This window comes from Micromonospora andamanensis, from assembly GCF_016863495.1.
GTDB lineage: Bacteria > Actinomycetota > Actinomycetes > Mycobacteriales > Micromonosporaceae > Micromonospora > Micromonospora andamanensis.
The window spans coordinates 19,447-43,723 of record NZ_BOOZ01000023.1 but is presented as its reverse complement, the minus strand read 5'-3'; the positions used below and the strand labels follow the sequence as shown (position 1 = coordinate 43,723).

Genomic DNA, 24,277 nt, shown 5'->3' with positions numbered 1-24,277 from the left:
ACTCGTTGCGACTAGCGACGGTACCGATGCGGCCGTCAACCGGTATGACGAAGCCGGCAACCTGTTGCGCACCGATCGGGTACCGGCGTCTCGTGTCACGATCTTCGCACTGGTGCCGGCGCGTGGCCCAGTCGGCACGAGGGTGGAGATTCAGGGCACGGGATTCGCTCCGGCGGCGGCCGACAACGACGTCACCGTCGATGGCATTCCCGCGACGGTTACCACGGCCAACGCCAACCGGCTGACCATTGAGATCCCTGCCGGCGTCACCGACGGTGTGGTGCGGGTGGCGACCGGCGGCGAGGCGGCGACGAGCCCGACGCCGTTCACGCTGGCGCGTGGGGTGACCAAGCCGCAGATCACCGAGGTGTCCACGGACCACGGCAACCGCAACGAGATTGTCACCATCACCGGAACCGGCTTTGACCCGGTGGCGAGCCGCAACGTTGTCCAGTTCCACCGGACGGTCGCGCGGGTGGAGCAGGCGAGTGCGACGAGCCTGCGGATACGGGTGCCCGACGCGGCGTCCGCGGGACGAATCAGCGTGCGTACCCCCGGTGGCGTGGCGGTCAGTTCGGAAGATTTCCTCGTCTCACCGCGCGGGTTCGTCATGCGTGACCTGGTTTACGCGGGCCGGCTGGCCAAGGACGGTCCGGCGATCGCCGCCACCATCCCGGCCGGCAAGGCGGCACTCCTGCTGATCGACGGGACCGCCGGCGAGCGACTCAACCTACAGACCTCGAACAACACCATTCCTGTTCGTTCGGCGCTATGGATGTTCACCCCGTACGGCGGCAACTTCGCCCGCGGAGCGCTGGGCGACCCGCTCGACATCTGGGCCGGTGCGCCGCTGAGCCAGGACCTGCCGGCCATGCCTACCACCGGCACGTACGCGATGGTGATCAAGCCGAACGACGGCGCGGCGGGGCAGGTCGCGATCGCGGCGTCCACGACGCTCGCCGGTACGAACCTGACGAAGAATGGCGCGGGCGTGCCGTTCCAGATCACCGTGCCGCAGCAGGCGACCGAGTTTCCGTTCACGGCGGCGGCTAACGAGTGGATCAGTCTCGGCCTGACCGAGCTGAGTGAGCCGTCCAACCGCTTCGTTGTCACCATCACCGCGCCCGATGGCACGGCGAACACCTGGAACTACGCCCTAGCCGACTACATCCCGACGATGGTCTACCGGACCCGGGGCGCCGGAACGTACCGGCTGGCGGTCACGTTCGGGCCGAACGAGTTGGGCTTCGGTAAGATCTGGCTGTCCTCGGTGATCAACGGGTCGACGCTCGGCGTCAACGGTGCCGAGGCCAGCCTGCGTATCGAGCGGCCGGGCCAGTCGGTGCGGCTGCCGTTCGAGGGCATCGCCGGGCAGGATCTCCAGCTCGGGTTTTCGGAGAACCTGCTCCAGCAAAATGACCGCCCGTACTATCCGGGCGCGTTGCTGATCGAGCCGGACGAGGTGCAGCGCGAACTGCCACGGGGATGGCCCGAGGCACGTTCCCTACCGACCCTGCGCAAGACGGGCACGCACCACCTGCTCATCACCGGGTGGCAGGCGGTGGGCACGGTCAAGGCGTGGCTGTCGACGTCGATCGACGGCGGCACGCTGGCTTCTAACACCCGCTCGTCCGTGACGATCGACCGACCGGGCCGGGATGCCGAGTTCTTCTTTGACGGTACCGCTGGTCGGCCGATCTCTATGGGCACGATCAACAACGCGATACCGGGCGAGGTGACGCTACGGCTGTTCCGGCCCAACGGCAGCCAGGTCAGCCTGGGCAGTGGGCGCAGCTTCGACATCGCCGCGTTGCCGGACACGGGCCGGTACCGGCTCCAAGTGGATCCGGAGTCACCAGGCACCGGGCGGGTCAACGTGTACGCGGCCGAGGCGATCGACGTCGGCGAGATGGCGCTGGACACGGCGATCCCGGCTCCGGTGGAGCTGCCCGGGCAGAGGGTGGTGGGCCGGTTTGCCGGGCAGGTTGGTCAGCGGCTGAGCCTCGGAACCCGAACCCCCATGGCGAACCTCACGGTTCGGGTGTACCGGCCGGACAACTCGCTGCTCACCAGCGCCAACATCGACACCCGGTTCGGTCTGGACTTGCCGGCGCTGACGGTTTCCGGTGAGCACCGAATCGAGATCACCACGTTCAACCGGGAGACCGGTGATCTCACGCTCTTTCTGTCGACCGAAGCCGACGCGGGCGACTTCACCGTGGACGGCGCGAACAAGACGATCACCATCGCGCGGCCGGCGCAGAATGCACGGCTGACGTTCACCGCCAACGCCGGTGACCGAATCGACATGAACATCGTCGCGCTCGGACTCGAGGGCGGCGGCGCCTTTTACTACACTCTCGTCGGCCCGGACGGGCGGGTGCTGGCCAACCACTGGTGGCCGGTCCGGTTCCGAGAACAGTTGCCCACGCTGACCGCCACGGGCGTGCACACGCTGATCCTCGACCCGGGCACGGGCGCCACCGGCACTATCGAGCTGGGTCTGAAGAACCGCACGACGCCGTTGATGCCCAGGACTGCTGACAGGAAGGCGCTCACCGAGCCGCGACCGGTCACCCCGGTATGCGACACGGAGCCGGAGACCGCACTCGTTCCGTCGGCGCCAGCGCCCGGGCAGGCGGACGCGGCGCCGAAGCCAAAGCCTGCGGCCAGCGCCTGTCAGGTCGCCACCGGCTGGAAGCCGGACGCCCGACACCTCGACGGCGGCGATTGGGTCACCGGGGAGTGGACTCCGCCGCACCGTGATCGCGCATTGCAGTTCCCGGTCGGGATGACCGGCGTGGTCGGCAAGGTGCTCGACACCCGGGGCCAGCCGCTGGCAAAGGTCACCGTCAGCGCGGCCGGCAAGCGCGCCGTCACCGACGCTAAGGGACGCTTCGCCCTGGCCGACGTGCCCGGAGGCCATCTGTCGGTGCGCGTGGACGGCCGCACCGCGGAGGGCGAGTACGGCGTGTTCGACATCGGTGTTGAGGTCGAGCGCGGCCAGGTGCTCGTCCTGCCGCACACGATCTACCTGCCGGAGATCGACCCTGCCGACACGGTCCAGGTGCCCAGCCCAACCACGACGGAGGTCGTGCTCACCACCAAGGCGATCCCCGGCTTGGAGGTACGCATCCCGGCCGGCACGGTGATCCGCGACGCGGACGGCAACGTTGTCCGGGAACTGAGTCTCACCCCCGTGCCCATCGACCGGCCACCATTCCCGCTTCCGCCGACGAAGGTGCCGGTCTACTTCAGCGTCCAACCCGGCGGCGGGGTGCTGTTCCCCGAGGGTGCCACGATCGTCTACCCGAACTACACCAAGGAAGCTCCGGGCACCCGGACCCAGTTCTGGAACTACGACCCGGACGGCCGCGGCTGGCACATCTACGGACACGGCACGGTCTCCCGGGACGGCAAGCGGATTGTGCCCGACAAGGACGTCAGGTTCTACCGTCTGACCGGTGCGATGACTGCTGTGCCGGGGATGAATCCCCCGCCGCGCGCCCCGGTGGCCAACGGCGTGCGGGTCGCGGATCCGGTGGACCCGGCCACAGGCCTGCTCGTTGACGAAAGCGTCGACCTGGTCATCGACGACATCCTGCCAATCGAGATTAAACGGACGTACCAGCAGGGCGACCAGGACGCCCGAGTCTTCGGCACGGGAATGAACTTCAACTACGGCATCTTCCCGTGGTCACCCGGTAGCATCGGCAACTTCGACTTTCAGACGTTCGACCTGATCCAGCCGGACGGCTCGAAGATTCACTACACGAGGACAACGCCGGGCACCGACTACGCCGGTGCTGTCTTCCGGGCCGCACCGACTCCCACAAAGTACGACGGGTCTACCGTGGCGTGGAACGGCGACGGCTGGGACGTCACGCTCCGGGACGGCACCGTGATCGTCCTCGGCGACGAGGCACCCGTCCAGGCGATCCGCGACAAGTATGGCAACACCACCACCATCACCCGGGCCACGGCCGGTCCGGGTACCGACGGCAAAGTCCGGCAGAACGGCGCCATCACCCAAATCACCTCCCCGAGCGGCCGCTGGGTGCGGTTCAGCTACGACTCTGCCAACCCGCCGCGCATCAGCGCCATCGAGGACAACATCGGGCGCCGGGTCAGTTACACGTACCACGGAACCGGCCACCTGAAGACGGTGACGAATCCAGACGGCGGGGTCACCGAGTACTCCTGGGATACGGCCGGCCGAATGAAGACCGCCCGCGACCCACGCGGCACCGAGTTCATGGTCAACGAGTACGACGACCAGGGCCGGGTCGAGTCGCAGCGGGCCGCAGATGGCGGACTGACCGAGTTCGAGTACACCACCGCTGGCGGCGCCATCACCGAAACGCGGATGACCGACCCCCGCGGCCACGTGCGTCGGTTCACGTTCAACGCCCACGGTGCGGTCCTCACGGACACCCGCGCCTTCGGCACCGGCAGGGCGCAAACTGTCCGGACCGAGTACGACGACAGTGGCGTGCGTCCCGTAGCCACGGTGGACGCCCTCGACCGCCGAACCACCTACGACTACGACGACGCGGGTCAGGTCCAGGAGATCACGTACCTCGCCGGCACGCCGCAGGCCCGCTCCGAGGTGTTTGAACGAAACGGCCCGCACGGTGAGCTGACCAACTTTACTGACACGTTCGGCAACAGTACGAGCGTGGACCTGGACGGGCGCGGCGCCACCAGGAGCGTCACCGACGCGACCAACCGCCGTACCACGTACGAGGTCAACGCAGCCGGACTGATCACCAAGGAAATCGATCCGGGGCAGCGCGAGACGACGTACGTGTACGCCGACGCGGACCCGGTGACCATCACCGATCCAGATGGGCGGAGCCTGCGGGCCGGCTTCGACGCGATTGGCCGACCGGTGTACGAGGTCGACGGCCGCGGTGCCGCCACCGAAACCGCCTGGGCGCACCACGGCAAGGCGCGTTCGGTCACCGACCCGCTCGGACACACGACTGTTTTCGAATACAACGCGAACGGCATGCTCCACATCGTGACCGACCCGCGGGGCGGCGAGACGGTCTACGACTACAACGAGATGGATCTGCTCGAGAAGATCACCGACCCACTCGGCAGGGCCGAGACCTTTGGGTACGACCGAAACGGCAACCTGACCCGGCACACCAGCCGGCGGCAAATCGTCACCGAGCACGACTATGACGAGCTGAACCGCCCCGGGCAGACTCGCGTCGGCGGGACCACGGTCGACTACACCTTCGACCTGGCCGACCGGCTACGCGGCACCACCGACTCACAGGCCGGCACGACCACGCTCGAGTACGACGACTTCGACCGGGTACGCAGCGAGATAACGCCGCAAGGCACCGTCAACTACAGCTACGGCACGACCGTGCGAGACCGCACCATGACGCTGCCAGACGGCGCCACCCGGCATGTTTACGACGCCAACGGCGCCCTCAGCGAGATCCATCGCAACGGTACGCAGGTCACCGCCATCACCCGGGACGCCGTGGGCCGGCCGGAGCGGGTAGGGGCGCCCGGCGAGGGCGTGCACCAGGTCTACAACTACAACCACGCGGGCCAAGTGAAGTCGATTACCTACCAGGCCGGAACGACCGTGCTGGGCGAGCTGGTGTACGACTACGACGCTGCCGGCCTGCCGATCCGGACCTCCGGTAGCTACTCTCGTCCAGTCCTACCCGCGCCGTTCGGGCCCGCGACCTATGACGCGGCCAACCGGATCGACACCTTGGACGACGTCGATGTCACCTACGACGCCGACGGCAACCTCACCTCCGATGGCGAGACCACGTACACGTGGAGCCCGCGTGGCGAACTATCCTCACTGAGCCGCCCGGGGTTGTCCGCCACCTTCGGATACGCCACTGACGGCCGCCGCACCGCCCGCACCATCGGCGCAGCTACCACGAACTATCTGTACGACGGGGCCAACCCGGTGCAGGAAAAGGTGGCTGGGGCGGTCACGGCGACGATGACTGGTGCCGGGTTCGACGGCTGGCACCTGCGCGAGTCGGGCGGTACGACCAAGCGGTTCCTCACCGACGGCGTGGGTAGTACCGTGGCGTTGGTCGACGACGCCGGGGCGGGGGCGCAGTACGCGTACGACCCGTTCGGCACCACCAGTGTTACCGGTGACGACGGTGGCAACCCCTACCGCTACACCGGCCGCGAAGACGACGGCACCGGGCTCTACTACTACCGGTCCCGCTACTACAGCCCGGTCCTGCAGCGTTTCATCAGCGAAGATCCGATCGGCATCACATCGGGCGAGTCCAACCCGTACACGTACGCCCTGAACCGGCCGACCGCGCTGAACGACCCACTGGGCACCAAGCCGGCGCGTCCCGGCGGCGGGCGAAGCTGTTCGACACCGAACAGCTTCACCCCGGAGACGTTGGTGCAGATGGCCGACGGTTCGCGCAAGCGGATCGCCGACGTGCGGTTGGGTGACAGGGTGTTGGCCGGCGATCCCGAGACCGGCCAAACGGCGGCCCGCACGGTCACCGGTGTGATCACCGGGGACGGCGTCAAGCGCCTGGTGGACATCGCCGTGGACACCGACGGCGACGGCGCCGCCGACGGCACGCTCACCGCGACCGACGGCCACCCATTTTGGATGCCCGAACCGGGTGAGTGGCGTGAGGCGAAGGACCTGCGGACGGGCGACCTGCTCCAAACCGGGGCCGGCACCCACGTCCAGATCACCGCGATCCAGCACCGCACCGACGTGCAGCGGGTCCACAACCTCACCGTCGACGACCTGCACACGTACCACGTGGTGGTCGGTGGCGAGCCGGTCCTCGTCCATAACACCAACGCGCCGCGCATCTTCGCGGTGGGATGCAACGGAGACACCGAGGTCCTGCCGGTGCATGAGATCAACCGCAATCGGTACCCGGATGTGGCCGACAACTTCGAAAACGCTATCCGCAACGGGCACAGCCCGATCGTCACCCGACAGACCGGCCGGTCGAATGTCCGGGCGAACCGCAACGCTGCCCAGGCCGGCGAGCCGCGGCCGGACTCGCTTGGCCGCAACCTGTCCTGGGAGGAGTACCCGTTCGCGTCGACCCGCGAGGGGGGAGCCGGAGCGCAGCTGCGTCTCATCGACCGGACACAGAACACCTCGCACGGCCGAGATTCGCTGTGGCCGTTCCTTCGAGACAACGGCGTTGCCAATGGTGATCGTTACTATGTGCGCGTCAATTGACGAACGGGAGCGCACATGCTGATCGACCGTCTAGACGAACTGGTGACGATCGTCCGTGAGCTAGGTCGTCCAGTCGCCTCGTTGCTCGTGCCGGGTATTTCCCGCCGGGAGGTGGAGCGCGCGTACGGTGCGCCCGTGCCCGAGGACGTGGCCACCTGGTTCGGCTGGTGTAACGGAGTTCGCTCCGAGCCCGGGCAGATCCAGGACACCGTGAACCTGGTGCCCGGCTACCGGCCGCTGTCGGCGGCTGAGGCCGCTGCCCTTCGGCCAGCGTATGAGGACGATCCGGTGCTTGGTACGCGGTGGATGCCGCTGCTCGGCGGACCGAGTGGTGACCTCTACGCGGCGGTGTGGTCCGGGAACGAGCGGCCCGGCATCGCCGGAGTGCTGATTGGTGAACCGACCGAGATTGAGTTTGCCGATACCGAACGGCTGGTGGACTTTTTCGTCCGCTGCTATCGGCAGGGCGCGTTCACCGTCGGAAGCGACGGGCTGCTAACGATGGACACCGACCGGTACGACGCGATATACGCCGACATCGCGGGCGGCTGAGCCGGCCACACACGGGGGAGGAATGGGTATGGCAAAGGATTCTTCGTGGCGCTGGTGCGGGCGGGTCGCGGCGGCCATGCTGGTCGTCGCGCCGCTGGCGGCAGGTGGATCCGGCGCGGCCGCGGCACCGCCCGACGGCCACATCGTCGTTCCGCACGGCGCCGAGGTGGTCGAAGGGCAGTACATCGTAGCGCTGCGACCGGAGGCTGGCCGGTCGCCCGCCTCGCTGGCCGGCGCGGTGGCGCGCCGGTATGGCGGCACCGTGGTGCGGACGTACGAGGCGGCGCTGGACGGATTCGTGGTGAGAACCACCGAGGAGAGGGCGCGCCGGCTGGCCGCCGACCCGTCGGTGGCGCTGGTCGAGGCCGACACGCTGGTCTACCCGGCGGAGACCCGGCCGTACCCGATCTGGAGCCTCGACCGAATCGACCAGCGCACATCGGTGCTGAACGACGAGTACATCTACCCAGACTCGGCCGGTGCCGGCGTGCACGCGTACGTCTTGGATACCGGGATCCGTACCGATCACCGTGAGTTCGGCGGTCGCGCCAGCGTGGGCTTCGACGCCATCCAGGATGGCTGGGACGGTGAGGACTGCAGCGTGAACGGGCACGGCACGCACGTGGCCGGCACCGTCGGCGGTGCGACGTACGGGCTGGCGAGCAACGTGTCGCTGGTGTCGGTTCGCGTGCTGAGCTGCGCCGGACCCGGCACGCAAAGCCAGGTCATCGCGGGCGTCGACTGGGTCACCGCCAACGCCCAGCACCCGGCGGTGGCGAACATGAGCCTCGGCGGTGGCTTCTCCACCCTGCAGAACCAGGCCGTCTCCGCCTCGGTCGCCAGCGGTGTCACGTACGTCATCGCCGCCGGCAACAAGGACGCGAACGCGTGCAACTACAGCCCCGCCTCCGAGCCGTCCGCAATCACGGTTGGTGCCAGCAACTCCTCCGACGAGCGGGCGCGCGGATGGGGCGGCACCGACCCGGGTTCCAACCACGGCACCTGCCTGGACCTGTTTGCCCCCGGCGAGAACATCCGCTCAGCCAGCCACGCCACCGCCAGCGCCTCCAGTTCCCAGCGCGGCACCTCAATGGCTGCGCCGCACGTCGCCGGCGCCGTGGCGCTACTGCTGGCGGAGGAGCCGACGCTGACCCCGACCCAGGTGGCACAGCGAGTCATTGCCGCATCGACCGTGAACACGCTGCGACTGGCGAGCACCGACACCTCACCGAACCGGCTGCTGTACGTCGGACCGGAACTGTTCGGCCGGACCGGCGATGCCTGACGGCGACGGTCGGGAGCCGCACCGGCCGCACATCCCGCACCGTGGCATGCGCCGTCGGGCAGTCCTAACCGGCCTGGTCGCCGCAGGCACCGCCGCCAGCGCGGCGGCTGGCTGCCGCCGGCCTGACTCGTCGAACAACGCCGACCGGGCCACGCCGCCCGGCACCGGACGACCAGCCATCGACCGCGCCGCCCCGGTCGTCCACCCGGCCGGTGTCGTCTCACCGCCGCTGCCCGCCTGCACCATGACCGCATACGACGTGACCGCCACGAATCGTGTCGGACTCGCAGCGGCCCTGCGTGCGCTGGGCCAGCCCGTGCGCGACGCCATCGTTTCCGTCGCGGTCGGCGGCTCACTCTTTGACGACCGGTTCGGGCTGAGCCCGCCACGACTACTGACGGCCATGCCGGAGTTCCCCAGCGACGTGCTCGATCTCGACTGGTGCCACGGTGACCTGCTCGTGCAGATCACCGCCACCGACCCGACTATCGCCAAACGGGCGTCGCGCCGGTCGCTACCAGGCCTGCGGCCTCGCTGGCGGCTGGATGGCTTTCACCCGCGTAACCGGGGGCCCGGGGTGCGCAACCTGTTCGGCTTCCGGGAGGGGGCCGGCAACCCGGAGGCGTCAGACGCTCAACTGATGGACGACCTGGTCTGGGTGAAGCCGGGCGACGGCGAGCCGGCCTGGTGCGTCGGCGGTACTTACCAGGTGGTGCGGCTGATCCGCCTGGCCATGTCGAGCTGGGACGTGGAGTCCACAACTGAGCAAGAAAAGGTCTTCGGTCGACGCAAGGACACGGGGGCACCGCTGGGGCAGGACACTGAGACCGCCGACCCGGACTATGCTGCCGACCCCGACGGCCGCACCATCGCACTGAACGCGCATATCCGCCGGGCGAACCCGCGCACCCCGGACGCGTTGGCGCACCAGATCCTGCGCCGTGGCTGGTCGTACCGGCGCCGTGACGACGCGGCGGGGGAACACCTAGGGCAGATCTTTGTCTGCTACCAGCGGGACGTGGAGAAGGGATTCGCCACCATCCAGCAGCGGCTGGCCGGCGAGGCGCTGGAGCGGTACCTGCTGCCGTACGGCGGCGGCTACTACTTCATCCCACCTGTCGGTGGCGAGTACCCCGGACAGGCCATGTTCACGATGTGACGCCGCACGAAAGGTCGAGTGAGCTCCTTGCATAACGCGCCGGGCCAAAGAGGTCCTAACGAAATGACGTTGGGCGCGTCCTCGGGAATTGAGGGTCGTTCTGTCTGAACGTAAGGAGGGGTGAGCAGCCTGTACCGTTCGAAAACTCGGCCACGGGCGTTGACGTGCGACTTTGTCCGCCATGGGATCGATGAGTGGCGTCATGCTGCCGGTCATGATCCTGTCGATCGGCTACCTGATTCTTCGTCAGGCACTGCAGTTGATCATCCTGTTGGCCCGCGGCGGTGACACTAACGCGGTCGTGCTGCGGCACCAGGTCGCGGTCCTGCGTCGGCAGGTGCGCCGGCTGGATCTGGAACCGGCCGACCGGGCAGTGCTCGCCAGCTTGTCGAGGCTATTGCCGCGGACCCGGTAGGAGGCGTTTTTCATCACCCCGGCCACGTTGTTGCGCTGGCACCGCAATCTGATCACAAGGCGGTGGACCTACCCGAGACGCCGACGCGGTCGACCACCGGTCACAACCGAGGTCCGCCAGATGGTGCTACGGCTGGCCCAGGACAACCCCACCTGGATGCCGGCGTATTCAGGGCGAGTTAACTGGCCTGGGCTACCGGCTCGCCGCCAGCACGATCTGGGCGGTCCTGACCAAGGCCGGTGCCGGGCCGGCTCCACGACGGGCGGGACCGGCCTGGACCGAGTTCCTCACCACCCAGGCCAAAGGCATCCTGTGCTGCGACTTTCTGCACGTCGACACCATCAGACTGACCCGCATCTACGTCCTGTTCCTGATAGAGGTCGCTACCCGGCGAGTCCACCTGCTGGGCGCCACCACGAACCCGACCGGCGACTGGGTGGCACAGCAAATGCGCAACCTCATGATCGACCTGGGCGATCACGCGAACCAGTTCCGGTTCCTGATCCGGGACCGGGACGCCAAGTACACCACCGCGTTCGACACCGTGTTCCAAGCCGAGGGTGTCGAGGTGCTCCGAACGCCACCACAGGCGCCCAGGGCTAACGCGTTCGCGGAACGCTGGGTACGCACCGTACGGCGAGAGTGCCTGGACCGGATCTTGATCTACAACACCCGATACCTGCTCGCCGTGCTCGGCGAGTACCCCGCGCACTACAACGGGCATCGGCCACATCAGGGCCGCGGGCAACGCCCACCTGACCGGGACACCGTCCCAGTGCCGGCGACCAACCTGGATGCCCTCCGAGTACAGCGCAGGAAGGTCGTCCACGGGTTGATCAACGAGTATGAGCAGGCCGCGTAGCCGAAACCGACCCTACGGATCAGAAGGTTAGGGGTTCGAGTCCCTTCGGGCGCGCAAGCTCTACCAGGCGATATTCATGATCGTCGTCGACTTTCGGGTCGGTGTGGGTCGCATGTGGGTCACGTCTGTGACCCACATGCCGTACCTGGTGGAGCCGTGTTGACCTGGGCTTTCTGGGTTGATGCGCAGCGGATTCGCGGACGGACGATGCGGATCCGCCCTTTTCGTGTGCGCTGTTGACCCCATCGGTCGATGATCATCATGGGTCCGCTGTCTAGCCTGTCCGGGTGTCTTGGGGGATGGGTGGCTAGGGCCAACGAGGCGGGCCTGGTGTACCGGCGGTGCGGCTGTCGGCGCGAGCGGACCGGTCGCCAGCTTGGCGTGCGGTGCGAGCGTCTCGCCGAGTTCGACCACGGCCGTTGGTACTTCGCGGTGCAGTTGACCGGTGTTGATGAGCGGCGTGTGCGGGTGCGTCGCGGCGGTTTCGCCAATCGGGCGGAGGCTGAGCGGGCCTGCTGGGCGCTGCGGCAGGTGCCGGGGCACGAGGCGGCCGGGATGTGGACGCTGAAGCGCTGGCTGGAGTTCTGGTTGTCGGAGAACGAGGGGCGGTTGCGTCCCTCGACCATGGTCACCTACCGCAGCCTGGTGAACGACTACCTCATTCCCCAGTTGGGTCACGTGCGGATGCGGAAGTTGCGTACCCGGGATGCCCAGCGAGCGATGGACCGGATCTCGCACCGCCACGTCCGGGGCGGAAGGCTTATTTCTCCGGGCACGCTGAACGGTATCCGCGCGGTGCTGCGCAGCGCGCTGTCCGCGGCACGGCGGCAGGGGGTGATCGACCGGAATCCCGGCCGGGGGCTGCGGCTGCCGAACGGGGCGCGCCCACGGGCGGTGGTGTGGGACGCGGAGCGGGAGAAGGCGTGGAACAACACCGGAGTGCGGCCTCGGGTGGCGGTGTGGGGGCTGCACCAGGTCGGCCGGTTCCTGGAGTCCGTGCAGGCCGATCCGCTGTTCGCGCTGTGGTGGTTGGTGGCGTTGCGGGGGCCGCGCCGGGGCGAGATCGCCGGGTTGCGGTGGGAGGACATCAACCTGGTGGATGGCGAGTTGACCATCCGGGAACAGGTGGTCATGGTGCGCGGGGTGGAGCAGTTGGGCCCGCCGAAGTCGGCGGCCGGGGTCCGGACCTTGGCGTTGGACGAGTTCAGTGTGCGATTGCTGACGGATCTGTGGCATCGGCAACGTCGGCGGTTCGGTCGCGTCGATGCGAAGCAGCGGGTGTTCCTGCGCGAGGATGGGCGGCCTGTACGTCCGGACTGGCTTACCCGCCGCTTCGCGAAGCTGGTCAAGAACCTGGATTTGCCGCCGGTCCGGTTGCATGACCTGCGGCACGGCGCCGCGGGGATCGCCTCGGCGGCCGGGGTGGACCTAAAGCAGATCCAGCAGGACATGGGCCATCACACTCCGCTGACGACCATCGAGACCTACATCTGCGTGTTTCAGCAGATGGCCAAGAAGGCGGTACGGGCGTCGGCCGAGCTTCTCCTGCAGCATGTGAGGGTCAGGGCGTCCCTGGCCGGCGCCTACCAGGCCTGATCTTCCGGGTGGGCGTGGGCCTGCCCGGAAGCAGGCGAAGCGTTCCTGTCTTCCGGGCAAGCCGTCCGATCGGCGGCGGGTCGATCAGCGAGTTCTGCGTCTGCAGCGGTCCGAGAGCTCCGGCTGCATGCCGATTTTGTCCTCGGCCCGATGCGGCATCTGCTGGTCTCGATCCGGGAAGGACTCCGTCCTCGCGGGTGTTGGCGGGCGTCGCGTTCCGTGATTGCGACGCTTGGTGGGTGGTCTCATCTCGGCGCCGGGCTTGCCGGCGCCCAGGACGAGGCGGGCGGTTGCTTCGGCGGCCTTGTGCTGGGTGGCAGGCAGGCTCGTGGTGTAGGTGTCCGCGGTGATCCGGATCGTGGCGTGGCCGAGCTGGTGCTGGATGGTCTTGAGGTCCGCGCCGGCGGTGTGGGCGAGGGTGGCGGCGCCGTGGCGGAGGTCATGCAGCCGGATCGGGGGTAGCCCGGCCCGGTCTACCAGGAGGCGCAGGCGTTGGGTGAGGTAGCCAGGGTGCACGGGTAGTCCGTCGGGGTTGGTGAAGACGTAGCCGCTGTCGTGGCAGACCTTCCCGCCGCCGATGCGGCGGGTGCGGTGGTGGCGTTGCCGTTCTGCGTGCCGACGCAGGATGCGTACGGTGTGGCGGTCGAGGGCTATGGTGCGGCGGCTGGTGGCGGACTTGGGTGGGCCTTCGTGGACGTCGTAGCCGGCGGTGGTGCGTTGCCGCACGACGCAAAGCTGACGGGCCTGGAAGTCGATCTCGCTCCAGCGCAGGCCGGCGGCTTCGCCGCGGCGCAGGCCGCGTAGGGCGATCAGCCACCACAGGGCGAACAGGTTGTCGTCGCGGACGTAGTCGAGGAACGCGGCGAGCTGGACCGGTGTCCAGACCGCGACGGACGGCCGCTCGCCGGTGGCTTCCCACTCGGTGACCCTGTTCTCGGTCCACAGCCGGGCGAGGGGACGTTCCTGGGCGGGCAACTGGACCCTGCGGGCGGGGTTGTCGACGATGAGGCCCTCGCGGATGGCGGCGTTGAGCGCGGCCCGCAGAGTGGTGTGAACGTGCCGCAGCGTGCACGGCGTTTGTGGTTGGCCGGACCGGTTGCGGGTCGCGGCGATCTGCGCGAACGCCGCGTTGAGCTGCCGGGAGGTCAGATCACCGAGGATCAGGTGCCCGACGTGGGGGATGAGGAAGCGCTCGACGTCGTGGGTGTAGTGCATCTTGGTCGTGGGTCGGAGTCGGGTTCTGGTCGAAAGCCAGTACCGCAACCACCGGGTGACCGTCCATGACCGTCCGGCCAGCTGCTCGCGGGAGAGGATCAGGAGTTCGTCGCGAGCCTTTGGACGCGGCAGCTTCCGACGCGTACCCGCCGCGGCGTACCCGCTCGGTCTGTCCGAGCAGATTCCGCGTGGAGCAGTGGAAGTACCAGCTTCCGTGGTCAGGCTCCGGCAGCTTTGGGCAGCTCCTGCCCAGCGTCCGCCTGGTCGCTGGGTCCAGGCAGCCGCACCGCTTCACAATCGCACCCTGGCTTTTCATCGTTTTCTCCCTCTGTTGGTGGTGGCCACACCTTCACCCAGGGAGATTGGGTAAAAATCGGTTTCCGGATTGGTTCACGATTTCCGTCGACTACGAGCCGTCCGGCGCGCGTAAGAGCTTCAGTTCAGTCCGTTATCCGGGATTCGATCTTGGTTCGGGATTCGGACTGGAGGAGGTAACGGGGTAGGCAAGCGGCTCTGTCGCATTAGCGGATCGGTGGGCACGCGCCGGGACGGGTCAGGCCACGCCTACGCGATTGGCGAACTCGCGTACGCCTGGGAGGTTGTGGCCGCGGGTCAGCAAGTCGGTGGTGAGCTGCTGCGCCCACGGGCGGAAGCGGACCTCCTGTGGAGTGTCGCGTTCGGCGGCCAGCAGCGCTTGGAAAGTCGCCCGCGGGCGACCCCGACCGTGCAGTGCCAGGGCGGTGTCCTGGCCAGTACCTGGCGCGGCGCTCGGGGGAGACGATGCGGGCGCGGTAGTTGCCACTCTCTCTTCTGTGGCTCTGGAACTCTTTGGAAGATTTTGGAACTTGTGATACGGTCCCCGTCATGCCTGAAACCATGGACGAGCTCGAGGAGCGGATCTCGCAGCTTCGCAGTCGCATCCGCCAGGCTCTTGCCGCAGGCGATCGTGCCGTCGTCCCGAGTCTGCGCGCGGAGCTGCGGGCGGCGGAGCTGAGTTGGGATTCGGCGTTGCTGGAATCCGACGATTCCGAGCCGGCGCCGTTGCTGGAGACGCTCCCCGCAGGCATGTCGTTGTTTCCCGTCCGCGAGCAGGTCCATCAGGTTCTCACGGTGTTGGGAGTCGCGGCGGCGCCGCGGTTGATCGTCGCGACGCACGAGGCGTTGTTCGCTGGCGGGTTGGTAGCAACCAAGCTAGCCAGCCTTCGGCGCGACGAGGAGCGGTCCTTCCGTGCGACACCGTACTCGCGGCCGTATTACGTATGCGCTGCTCTAACAGCCGACCAGTTGGTGGCCGTGCGCGGACTGTTGGCGATATCCACGTGGCCGCTTGATCGCCGCATCATGGGCCCGCTGTCGCCCAGGGTCGACTTTTTGACGGCCGCGATACGCCTGGTTCGCCATCTGCAGACGACCGGCGAGCTAGGACGGCAGTCGATCCGACTCTTGTGGCCGTTCACCAACAACATTCCAGGCGCAAGCACTTCCACCGGGGAGTTCGAGCCGTCAAGGCTCATTGCTGCAGCACAAGCGGAGCTGAAGCTTCACGAGGGGTCCGACCGTCAGCAGCGCGAGGCTGCGGCCGAGCGCGCGCGGCGCCTCTCCGACGCGGAACAACTGTTCGGGGGCGAACAACTCAAGGCAGTCCGATCCGTCACGAAAAGGTAGCGCTACCCCTTCCCCCATCCGGCGGCCCGGTTCCCGCGAAGATCCGGACCCGTCCTTCAGAGGATGACATGTCCGTCGACGAACGTTTGAACGCTCTGCGGGGTACGGCACCGCGAAAGCCGCACAACGCTCGCACACTCGCCGCGCTCGCGGCGAACCCAGGCTGCCGGCGGCGCACACTGCTCGATGCCGCCGGCATCGACAAAGGGCAGATTGCGCAAGGGCTGGGCGTGCGCATTTCCATCGGCCAGATGTCAAGTATCGCCATCGCCCGCGGCAAGGGTTTCGAGGCGAAGGTGAAGGCGGACGGATGCGCTGAGCTACTCCGCTTGCTACGCGAACACATCGGCCTGCCCGTCGCCGAGGTTCACTACCACGACCTCAACCCGGCCGACACCGACGACAGGATCACGTCGCGGCTGCGTCGCTCCCAGCGCGCCTTGCAGGCGTCTGCGGAGTCGAACGAGCCGACCGGCACGCTGTTCGACCATCCGATTCTGCAGCTCACCGTGAACGGCGTGCAGGTCCGCATCGAACCGGACCTGATCGCGTTCAAGCTCGGCAACCAGTTCTTCATCGTGGAGATCAAGTCCTTCGCCATCCTGGACGGTACCGCGAACTCCGGCAAGGTGGCGGGTGCCGCGCAACAGTCCGCGGTCTACGTGCTCGCCATGCGGGAGATGCTGCAGACGGCCGGGCTCGACCCCGACATGGTGTCGGACCAGGTCGTGCTCGTGTGCCCGAAAGACTTCAGCAACCACCCGGTCGCGGAACTGCTCGACGTCCGCAAGCAGTTGGCCACGTTGAAACGGCAGCTCGACCGGATGGAAAGCGTGGAGAGCCTGCTGCGGCTCCTGCCACCGGACCTGTCATTCGACCCGCGGTTGGACGCCGCCGGCCGGCCGACCCGCGATCCCCAGGAGCTCGCGGCGGCGGTCTACCAGGTCACCGCCCGGTACTCGCCGGAGTGCCTGGACGCCTGCGAGCTGGGTGGGGTATGCCGGGCGGAGGCGAGCGGCATGGTGCCAGTGCTGGGTCGGGTGGTGCGCGAAGACCTGGGCGGCATCGACTCGATCAAGGAAGCGGTCGAACTGGCAACCGGCCTGCGGGAGCCAGACGCCGGCCAGCAGCAGGTGGCTGACCTACTCCGCAGGGCCTACGGCATGCGCGAGACGGCCCTGGGGGCTGTCCGGTGACCATACTGACCTCCCTGGCCAAGGCGCTGGCGGCGTACTCGATGACACCGCAGCAGCTGACCGTCTACCGGCACCTGCACATCTCGTCGAAGCCGATCGTCATCGTGCCGCTCACGTTGGCCGGGGAGACCAACGCACCGCTCGCCGCGATGGTCGGCCCCGACCGTGCCCGGCCAACCCTGATCGTGACCCGCCAGCCACGCAACCGCGCGGAGCGAATCGAGTTCGCCGGCAGGCTCGCCAGCGAACTGCTGTTCCCCATCGAAACTGCCGCACAGCAGACCCAGGCCACCGGTCCGGGGCCGAATGCGCGGCTGCGGGTCGTCGACGCCCCGCAGCTCTGGGTACCGAACCCGGCAGGGATCGAGTTCATCCGCACGCTGGGCCGAATGACGAGGCTACGTTTCATCGAGGGTCCGTGGGCGGTGCCGAAGAAGGTACGCGACCTCGGCATCTGGCTGACTTGGTTCGCCGAGCAGGCCGAGTTTGCCGACACCGGCGCGCTGATCGCGGCGACCCAGGCGATCGCTGCCGTCTGGGCGACCGGCCAAAGCGATCTCGAAGACGGCAACCTCGCCGCCCAGATGGCCTGGCTCGCCCCGCCCGAAGGGATGGACGTCGCCGCAGCAGTCAGCCGAGCGGAGAACCCGCAACTGTGCCCACCGGCCGGTCCGTCCACCGATCCGACCTTCGACCGGCTCTTCCTAGAACCCGCGCTTCGGGACCTGGCCACCGCGCGGAACCCAGCGGCACACAACGCCGTTCACCGGCGGCTGACCGCGATGCTGGAAGAGCAGATGCGCCCGACCTGGGAGCTGACGTGGACGGCAATCGACCTGCTGCGCGACGTGCCCGAGGCGCCGCGGGTCCCGAAACGGTGGGAGCAGCAACGCGACCGATTCACCTCGTTCCACCGGTACGTCGCGGACGGTGGCAGACCGCAGGCCAAACGCGACAGCGCCGGCCGCAGCGCCCAACGACTCGCCGAGCTGGAACAGCGCATGGCCGCGTTCGAGGCGCAACGCGCCTACGACGACCCGCTCGTCATCGCGGATCATCGTCTCACTGGTGAGGCGTTCGCCGGGCAGGTCGTCGACGTCGACCCGGCTCGCCGCGTGCCCGGGCTGCGCCGCAATATGCTGCGTCCGCTGGTCACGGTGGCGACCGGCGACCAGACTCATCTCGACGTCGGGCAGCACGTGTACGACCCGGCCCGCAACGGCCAGCAGGCGGTCATCGAATCGGTCACCGAGACCGAAGACGGCTGGCGTATCGAGCTCGAGCTGCACAACCAGATGGGCAGCGGCCTCACCGCAAAGCCCGGCTCGGTGCCCACGCTCGGCGAGGACGTCACCTACACGAGCGTCACCGAGACATTCGTCCGGCGCCGGCCGTGGCCGACACGCGACGAGACCCCCTGGACACACGGCGGCCCGCCACCGGACTCTACGCCCGTTGTCGAGGACGCAGCGGAGGACTGGTCATGACCACGCCGCACGACCGCGCAGAGATCAAGACCGCGCAGATCCTCACCGCGTTCACCGACGGCGGACACCGAGGGGTCGTCGTCGACTCTCCGCCCGGCGCCGGCAAGTCGACCCTGGTAGGCCGCGTCGGGACCGAGATCGCCGCAGCCGGTGACCCCGTTGCGGTGGTCGCCCAGACCAACGCGCAGGTCGACGACCTCGTCGTCAAGATCGCGAACCGGTTACCCGGCCTGCCCGTCGGACGGCTGTCCCGCGACGGTTACCAGCCGCCGCCGACCGTGCTTCTGCCCAACGTCCAGGTCGCCTCCCGCGTCGATGACCTGCCGGATTGCCGAGTCGTGGTCGGCACCGCCGCCAAATGGGCGCAGGTGCAGACCGCCCGGACATGGCCCTGGGCCATCGTCGACGAGGCATACCAGATGCGCTCGGACATGCTGCTGCTGATCGTGCCGCTGTTCGAACAGATGCTGCTCGTCGGTGACCCCGGACAGCTCGACCCGTTCTCCCCGATCGACGGGGAACGGTGGGCCGGTCTGCCCTGGGACCCGATGCAGAGCGCCGTGGCGGTGCTGCTGCGCAACAACCCCCACATCGTCCCGCACGAACTCCCGGTGACCTGGAGGCTGCCAGCCAGTGCCACACGCCTGGTCCAGACGGCCTTCTACCCCTTCTCGCAGTTCGCTCCCGGCACCCACGACGGCGAACGCGCGACACATGTGCCAACCGTCGGAATCCGACGCACGGCAGTCGACGAAGTGATCGACCTCGCCGCAGGCAGCGGATGGGGCTTCCTCGAGCTACCGCACCGCAACACCCTGCGGACCGACGCCGAGACGGTCGCCGCGACCGCTGACGTCGCCGTCCGGCTCCTGCAACGCGGCACCGAAACGAGGTGTGAACAAGCCCCTGGCGGCCGGCGGCTCACCGCCGCGCGGATCGCCGTCGGCGCCGCGCACCGCGACCAGGTCGCCGCCATCACCCGAGCCCTGCGGGCCCGCGGCGAGATAGCGGACGGGATCCGGGTCGACACCGCGAACCGGCTGCAAGGCGCCGAATTCGACATCACCGTGATCCTGCACCCGCTGTCCGGACGGATCGACGCCACGCCGTTCCATCTGACCCCCGGACGACTGTGCGTGCTGACATCCCGACACCGTCACGCCTGCATCGTGGTCGGCCGCCGCGGCATCCCCGAGCTCCTGGACGCCCACCCCGGCACCGAACCCGTACACCTCAAGGGCTTCATCAAGTTCCCGGACGGGTGGGAGGCCAACCAGGCCGTCCTCGCCCACCTGGCCAACCACCGCGTCAGCGCCCCGCACTGACCGCCCTCGGACTCCTCAGGCTGCGCCGCGACGTAGCCGATGAAAGGCGACCTCGCCATGCTCTTTCTGCACACCTCCGACTGGCACGCCGGCCGGACCACCTACAACGAACCCCGGATGTCCGACCTCGCCGACGCCATGGCCGAAATCATCGACATCGCCAAGCAACACCGGCCCGACGGCATCCTGCACTCCGGGGACCTGATCGACCACTCCAGGGTCAGCCACACCGACATCGAACGCGTCGTCGGCTGGCTCGCCGAACTGGCCGCGATCGCCCCCACGATCGTCGTCACGGGCAACCACGACAACATCGCCCTGCACCGCTACCTCGACAAACTCGGCCGCCTGCACCAACTGCACTTCGTCAGCCAGCCGCGCGGCGCGAACGGTGACTATCTCATCGTGCCGGGCCGCGACGGGACCCGAGCCCGGATTGGGGTCCTGCCGTTCATCTACCCCCAACGCATGACTATCGTCCCCGGCGCCCAGTCCTGGTCGAGCACCTACCGCGAACAGCTCGCCGACCTGCAAGCCCGCATCGCCGCCGGCCTGGCGGACGGGCTGGACCCACGGTCCGAGGTCACCCTGTTCACCGCCCACATGCACGTCACCGGCGCCGGACTCGCCGGTAGCGAGCGGGCCCGTCACACCACCGAAGAGTTCGCCGTCGACCCCAACGCAATCCCCGCCGTGGACTACGCCGCCTTCGGCCACATCCACCAGCCGCAGCCGCTGCCCGGCCGGGCCGTCGGACGCTACGCGGGCTCACCGATCCCGCTGGACTTCGGCGAGGCCGGACAACAAAAGAGCGTGACCCTCGTGACCGTCGAGCCCGGCAAGCCAGCCGTGTGCGAGGAGGTCCCGCTGCGCGGCGGCCGGGCACTGATCGAGTTCGACGGGACCTGGGACGAACTGCAGAAGCAGGCCGGCACCATCGGCGACGCGCTGTGCCTGGTCACGCTGCACACACCTGTGTTTGAACCCGCCCTCGCCCAACGCGTTCATACCCTGCTGGCGAAGGCGCGGGTGCTGGACGTGCAGCAGCGCGTCGCAGGGGCACAACCCCGCAACGACGTCGTGGAACCCGGGCAGATCCCGTCGCAGCGCACCCTGCTCGAATCGTTCGAGCAGTACGTGCAGGAGCACGGGGCGGGCATTGCGTCGATCGACACGGTCACCAGCCTCATGTCCGAGTTCCTTGCCGCGGCGCAGGACGACCGCGACCCGCACTTTCCGGTCGAGGCGCAGCTCAGCACCCCGATCGGAGGTGCCGCATGAAGCCGCTACAGCTCACCTTCTCCGGATTCCGCTCCTACATCGGCCAGCAGTACATCGACTTCCGTGGCCACGACCTCGTCGGGATCATCGGCGACACCGGCGCGGGCAAGTCGACCATCCTGATGGCGATCAACTTCGCGCTCTACGGCACCCCAACCTGGGACGCACCGTCCCCGAAGGTGTTGATCGCAGACGGCGGCGAGGGCACCCTGGTCGCGATCCTGGAGTTCGAGGCCCGTGGGCGCCCATGGCGGGTGACCCGGCAACTGTCGCGGAAAACGACCGGAACGTTCCACAAGCTCGAATCGCTCGACGGCGGCGAGGTCGTGCACGGCAGGTCCGTCACCCAACGCGTCGTTGACCTCGTTGGCATGGACAACAAGACGTTCCTCCGCTCGGTCCTCCTGCCCCAAGGCAAGTTCGAGCAACTGCTGCACGCCAGCGACGGTGAACGAGCCAAGATCCTCAAGGGCCTGCTCGGCCTCGACATCCTCGACACGGTTGCGGTCCGTGCCCGCCAACACCGCGACGCGCTCACCCCCGCCATCGCCGACCTGCGCGCCTGCATAACGGCACTCGGAGACCCCCGAACGACCGCCCGTACTGCCGCCGAGGATGCGAAAACGATCAGCGTGGAACTCGGGCAGCTCAGGGCAGCGCAGACAGCCGTCGCCGGTCTCCTTGACGAGGAAAAGGCCGCGGCCGAACAGCACGCCGCCCTCACCAAACTACGAGCGGTCCTCTCGAAAGCCGTCCAGACCGACGCGGCACAACGACTGCGTCAGTTGGCCGCCCTCGACCGCGAGGTCACCGGCGAGGAGCACCAGCTCACCGCCCGAGCCGAGCCGCTGCGCGTCCGACGAGAAGAACTGCTCGCAGAACTGGGCGACTTCCGGCCCGGCGGCTCGCAGGCCGAAGCCCTCACAACCGCAGTGCGGCAACTGTCGCGACTGCACGAACGCATCACCAACGAGACGCAACGCCGCGAACGCCACCAAACAGACGTGCAGGCCCTCGAAGCCCTGCGGGCAGAAGCTGCAGCGGCCACCGCCGAAGTCACACGGCAAGAGCCGCTCCTCACACAGGCAGAAGGTACCCTCGCCGACCACGCCGACGTCGTGGACGGGCTCAAGGACGATCTGGCGAAGCTTCGCGCCGCCCTCGCCGACGCCCGCCGTCTTGCCGAGCAACGCCAGGAGCTCGCCGCCACCGAGCAGCGTCTCGCCGCCGAAGCGACTGAGACGGCCGCGGACCTGGAAAAGAAGCAGGAAGCCGCCGCTGACCTCGACCGTGAGGTCGATGCCGCCGAGGAGGAGCTGCAGGGGCAGCGGCGTGCCAATGCCGCCGCCCACGCCGGTGAAGGCTTAGCACCCGGCGACGCATGCCCGGTGTGCGAGCACCCGTTGCCCGACGGGTTCACCCCACCCCACGCACCGGACCTCAAGGCCGCGCAACGTGCCCTCGCCGCCGCGCAGCGGAAGGCCAAGAAGGCCGGCGAGGCGGCCACCGAGGCGGTCGCCACTCACAGCAAGGCCCAGGCACTCGCTGATCGGGCAACGCAGGATCTCACGGAGCAGACCACGCGGGCCCAAGTTGCCCTCGACGCCCTTACTGTGCAGCTCGGCCCGTTCGTGCTCGATTCCGAGGACGACGTGATCCTCGCCGCCCGCCTGTCCGCCCTGCGACAGGCCGCCGAGGAACATGCCGCCCTTGCCGAAACTGCAGCGACGCTGCGCAAGAGCAAGACGGAGGCCGCAGCCAAGGCCAAAGCCGTCGGCGACCAGGTCGAGCGCGATGCCGCTGCGGTGGAACGTGAAGAACGTGACCTTGGGAAGCTCCATGCCGGAATCGCCGAACTCATCAAGCAGGTGCCGCAACGGTACCGGCCCGATGATCCCACCGCCGCCGCCGTCCTGGCGCGACAGGAGTCCGCCGGCCGGGAGCAGGAAGAACTCGCTGGACGGTGGAAGTCGATCGACGGCATCGACGACGAACTCAAGCAATTGAGCGTCCTGCGCGAGGAACTCGTCCAGCGCCGCGCCGAACACGTCACCAAGCCGGCCAAGACCGCCAGCCATGCCGTGCTGAAGCTCCGAGCCACACAGGTCGCGATCGCGGCCACGCTGTCGCTGCCGGAGGCGCCTGACATCGACGTCACCGCCGAGGTCAACGTCCACTCCGAGTGGGCCGCCACCGTCGCCGCGAAGTCGCTGGACGCGATCACGTCCGCCGACCGCCAGCTCATCCAGCTTGACCAGGTTCGACGCCGATGCGCCCATCAGAGCGCCGTGATCATCGCGGAAGCGCCGACCAGCGGTAAGCCTCTCGAAGAGGCACTCAACGATGCGATCGGGCGCAAAGCCGTCGCCGAGAGCACGTACCAGGACGCGACCGCCAAGACCGTCGAATACGACAACCTCGTCGCCCGTCTCAAGATCGCGCAACCGCACGTGGACGGGCTCGATGCCCTGGTGAAGCTCCTGGGCGACGGGAAGTTCGTGGCCGATGTCGTGCACCAGCGACAGCAGACCCTGCTGGGTACCGCCACCGGGCTCCTGCGCGGCATGTCCCTCGGGCGGTTCGCGTTCGGCGCCGATTTCCAGGTGTGGGATGAGCACACCTGCCGCCTGAGGGACGTGAAGACCCTCTCCGGCGGAGAGACGTTCCAGGCCAGCTTGGCATTGGCCCTGGCGCTTGTTGAACACGCGAGCAGCAGCAGCGGCGGCCGAGCCGAGGCGCTCTTCCTCGACGAAGGCTTCGGCACACTCGACCAGACCGCCTTGGTCGATGCCCTCGACGCGTTGTCCACCCAGGCAAGCGCCGGACGGCTGGTCGTGGTCATCAGCCACATGTTGGCCGTCGCCCAGCATGTGACATCGCTGATCCGGGTCACCAAATCACCTGTCGGCAGCAGCCTTCGGTGGGCGACCGAGGCGGAGCTGGGTGCCCTCGCTGACGCAGCCGATGCCGAAGGGCTGCACTCATGAACACGTACTGAAAGCGGGCTACGCGGCGGC

At 68.2% G+C, this 24,277-nt stretch carries 14 protein-coding genes; 13 read left to right on the top strand and 1 reads right to left on the bottom strand.

What is annotated here, in order from left to right; translation table 11 throughout:
* The first annotated feature begins 112 nt into the window (after positions 1 to 112).
* From Van01_RS18945 to Van01_RS18915, 7 genes are all read left to right on the top strand, one after another.
* Positions 113 to 7,222: an RHS repeat-associated core domain-containing protein gene (locus Van01_RS18945; protein ID WP_204009000.1), complete on the top strand. Its 7,110-nt coding sequence runs from the start codon at positions 113 to 115 to the stop codon at positions 7,220 to 7,222.
* A 15-nt stretch (positions 7,223 to 7,237) separates the two neighbouring features.
* The gene (locus tag Van01_RS18940; RefSeq protein WP_204008999.1) at positions 7,238 to 7,774 is read left to right on the top strand and encodes a hypothetical protein; all 537 of its coding nucleotides are present in this window, start codon (positions 7,238 to 7,240) and stop codon (positions 7,772 to 7,774) included.
* A 28-nt stretch (positions 7,775 to 7,802) separates the two neighbouring features.
* Positions 7,803 to 9,059 carry a S8 family peptidase gene (locus Van01_RS18935; protein ID WP_204008996.1) on the top strand — a complete coding sequence of 419 codons (1,257 nt, stop codon included), beginning with the start codon at positions 7,803 to 7,805 and terminating at the stop codon, positions 9,057 to 9,059.
* Positions 9,052 to 10,218 (top strand): Dyp-type peroxidase, encoded by a 1,167-nt coding sequence (locus tag Van01_RS18930; protein WP_204008993.1) that lies wholly within the window; start codon positions 9,052 to 9,054, stop codon positions 10,216 to 10,218. Before Van01_RS18935 ends, Van01_RS18930 begins: the two co-directional genes overlap by 8 nt.
* 214 nt (positions 10,219 to 10,432) lie before the next feature.
* A complete protein-coding gene (locus tag Van01_RS18925; protein WP_204008991.1) occupies positions 10,433 to 10,633 on the top strand; it encodes a hypothetical protein in 201 nt (66 codons plus the stop codon).
* 448 nt (positions 10,634 to 11,081) lie between these two features.
* A complete protein-coding gene (locus Van01_RS18920) occupies positions 11,082 to 11,495 on the top strand; it encodes an integrase core domain-containing protein (RefSeq protein WP_239099163.1) in 414 nt (137 codons plus the stop codon).
* A 381-nt stretch (positions 11,496 to 11,876) separates the two neighbouring features.
* Positions 11,877 to 13,091: a tyrosine-type recombinase/integrase gene (locus tag Van01_RS18915; RefSeq protein ID WP_239099162.1), complete on the top strand. Its 1,215-nt coding sequence runs from the start codon at positions 11,877 to 11,879 to the stop codon at positions 13,089 to 13,091.
* Positions 13,092 to 13,175: 84 nt separating this feature from the next.
* Here the strand turns inward: Van01_RS18915 and Van01_RS18910 are convergent, their stop codons facing one another.
* Complete coding sequence (locus Van01_RS18910; protein ID WP_239099161.1) at positions 13,176 to 14,306, bottom strand: tyrosine-type recombinase/integrase; 1,131 nt, start codon at positions 14,304 to 14,306, stop codon at positions 13,176 to 13,178.
* An 864-nt stretch (positions 14,307 to 15,170) separates the two neighbouring features.
* Between Van01_RS18910 and Van01_RS18905 the strand changes: the two genes are divergently transcribed.
* From Van01_RS18905 to Van01_RS18880, 6 genes are all read left to right on the top strand, one after another.
* Positions 15,171 to 15,971: a hypothetical protein gene (locus Van01_RS18905; protein ID WP_204008989.1), complete on the top strand. Its 801-nt coding sequence runs from the start codon at positions 15,171 to 15,173 to the stop codon at positions 15,969 to 15,971.
* Between the two features lie 68 nt (positions 15,972 to 16,039).
* Complete coding sequence (locus tag Van01_RS18900) at positions 16,040 to 17,167, top strand: hypothetical protein (RefSeq protein ID WP_204008987.1); 1,128 nt, start codon at positions 16,040 to 16,042, stop codon at positions 17,165 to 17,167.
* Positions 17,164 to 18,654: a hypothetical protein gene (locus tag Van01_RS18895; protein WP_204008985.1), complete on the top strand. Its 1,491-nt coding sequence runs from the start codon at positions 17,164 to 17,166 to the stop codon at positions 18,652 to 18,654. The genes Van01_RS18900 and Van01_RS18895 overlap by 4 nt, the downstream gene beginning before the upstream one ends.
* Positions 18,651 to 19,979, top strand: coding sequence for an AAA family ATPase (locus Van01_RS18890; protein WP_204008982.1), 1,329 nt, complete (start codon positions 18,651 to 18,653; stop codon positions 19,977 to 19,979). The genes Van01_RS18895 and Van01_RS18890 overlap by 4 nt, the downstream gene beginning before the upstream one ends.
* Positions 19,980 to 20,036: 57 nt before the next feature.
* Positions 20,037 to 21,260, top strand: coding sequence for a metallophosphoesterase family protein (locus Van01_RS18885; RefSeq protein ID WP_204008979.1), 1,224 nt, complete (start codon positions 20,037 to 20,039; stop codon positions 21,258 to 21,260).
* Complete coding sequence (locus Van01_RS18880; protein WP_204008977.1) at positions 21,257 to 24,247, top strand: AAA family ATPase; 2,991 nt, start codon at positions 21,257 to 21,259, stop codon at positions 24,245 to 24,247. The genes Van01_RS18885 and Van01_RS18880 overlap by 4 nt, the downstream gene beginning before the upstream one ends.
* Positions 24,248 to 24,277: the final 30 nt, after the last annotated feature.

Coding starts and splice junctions, on each gene's coding strand:
- Van01_RS18940 (WP_204008999.1), top strand. CDS start 7,238: ATGCTGATCGACCGTCTAGACGAACTGGTGACGATCGTCCGTGAGCTA.
- Van01_RS18890 (WP_204008982.1), top strand. CDS start 18,651: ATGACCACGCCGCACGACCGCGCAGAGATCAAGACCGCGCAGATCCTC.
- Van01_RS18880 (WP_204008977.1), top strand. CDS start 21,257: ATGAAGCCGCTACAGCTCACCTTCTCCGGATTCCGCTCCTACATCGGC.
- Van01_RS18905 (WP_204008989.1), top strand. CDS start 15,171: ATGCCTGAAACCATGGACGAGCTCGAGGAGCGGATCTCGCAGCTTCGC.
- Van01_RS18920 (WP_239099163.1), top strand. CDS start 11,082: ATGCGCAACCTCATGATCGACCTGGGCGATCACGCGAACCAGTTCCGG.
- Van01_RS18885 (WP_204008979.1), top strand. CDS start 20,037: ATGCTCTTTCTGCACACCTCCGACTGGCACGCCGGCCGGACCACCTAC.
- Van01_RS18910 (WP_239099161.1), bottom strand. CDS start 14,306: ATGCACTACACCCACGACGTCGAGCGCTTCCTCATCCCCCACGTCGGG.
- Van01_RS18925 (WP_204008991.1), top strand. CDS start 10,433: ATGATCCTGTCGATCGGCTACCTGATTCTTCGTCAGGCACTGCAGTTG.
- Van01_RS18900 (WP_204008987.1), top strand. CDS start 16,040: ATGTCCGTCGACGAACGTTTGAACGCTCTGCGGGGTACGGCACCGCGA.
- Van01_RS18935 (WP_204008996.1), top strand. CDS start 7,803: ATGGCAAAGGATTCTTCGTGGCGCTGGTGCGGGCGGGTCGCGGCGGCC.
- Van01_RS18930 (WP_204008993.1), top strand. CDS start 9,052: ATGCCTGACGGCGACGGTCGGGAGCCGCACCGGCCGCACATCCCGCAC.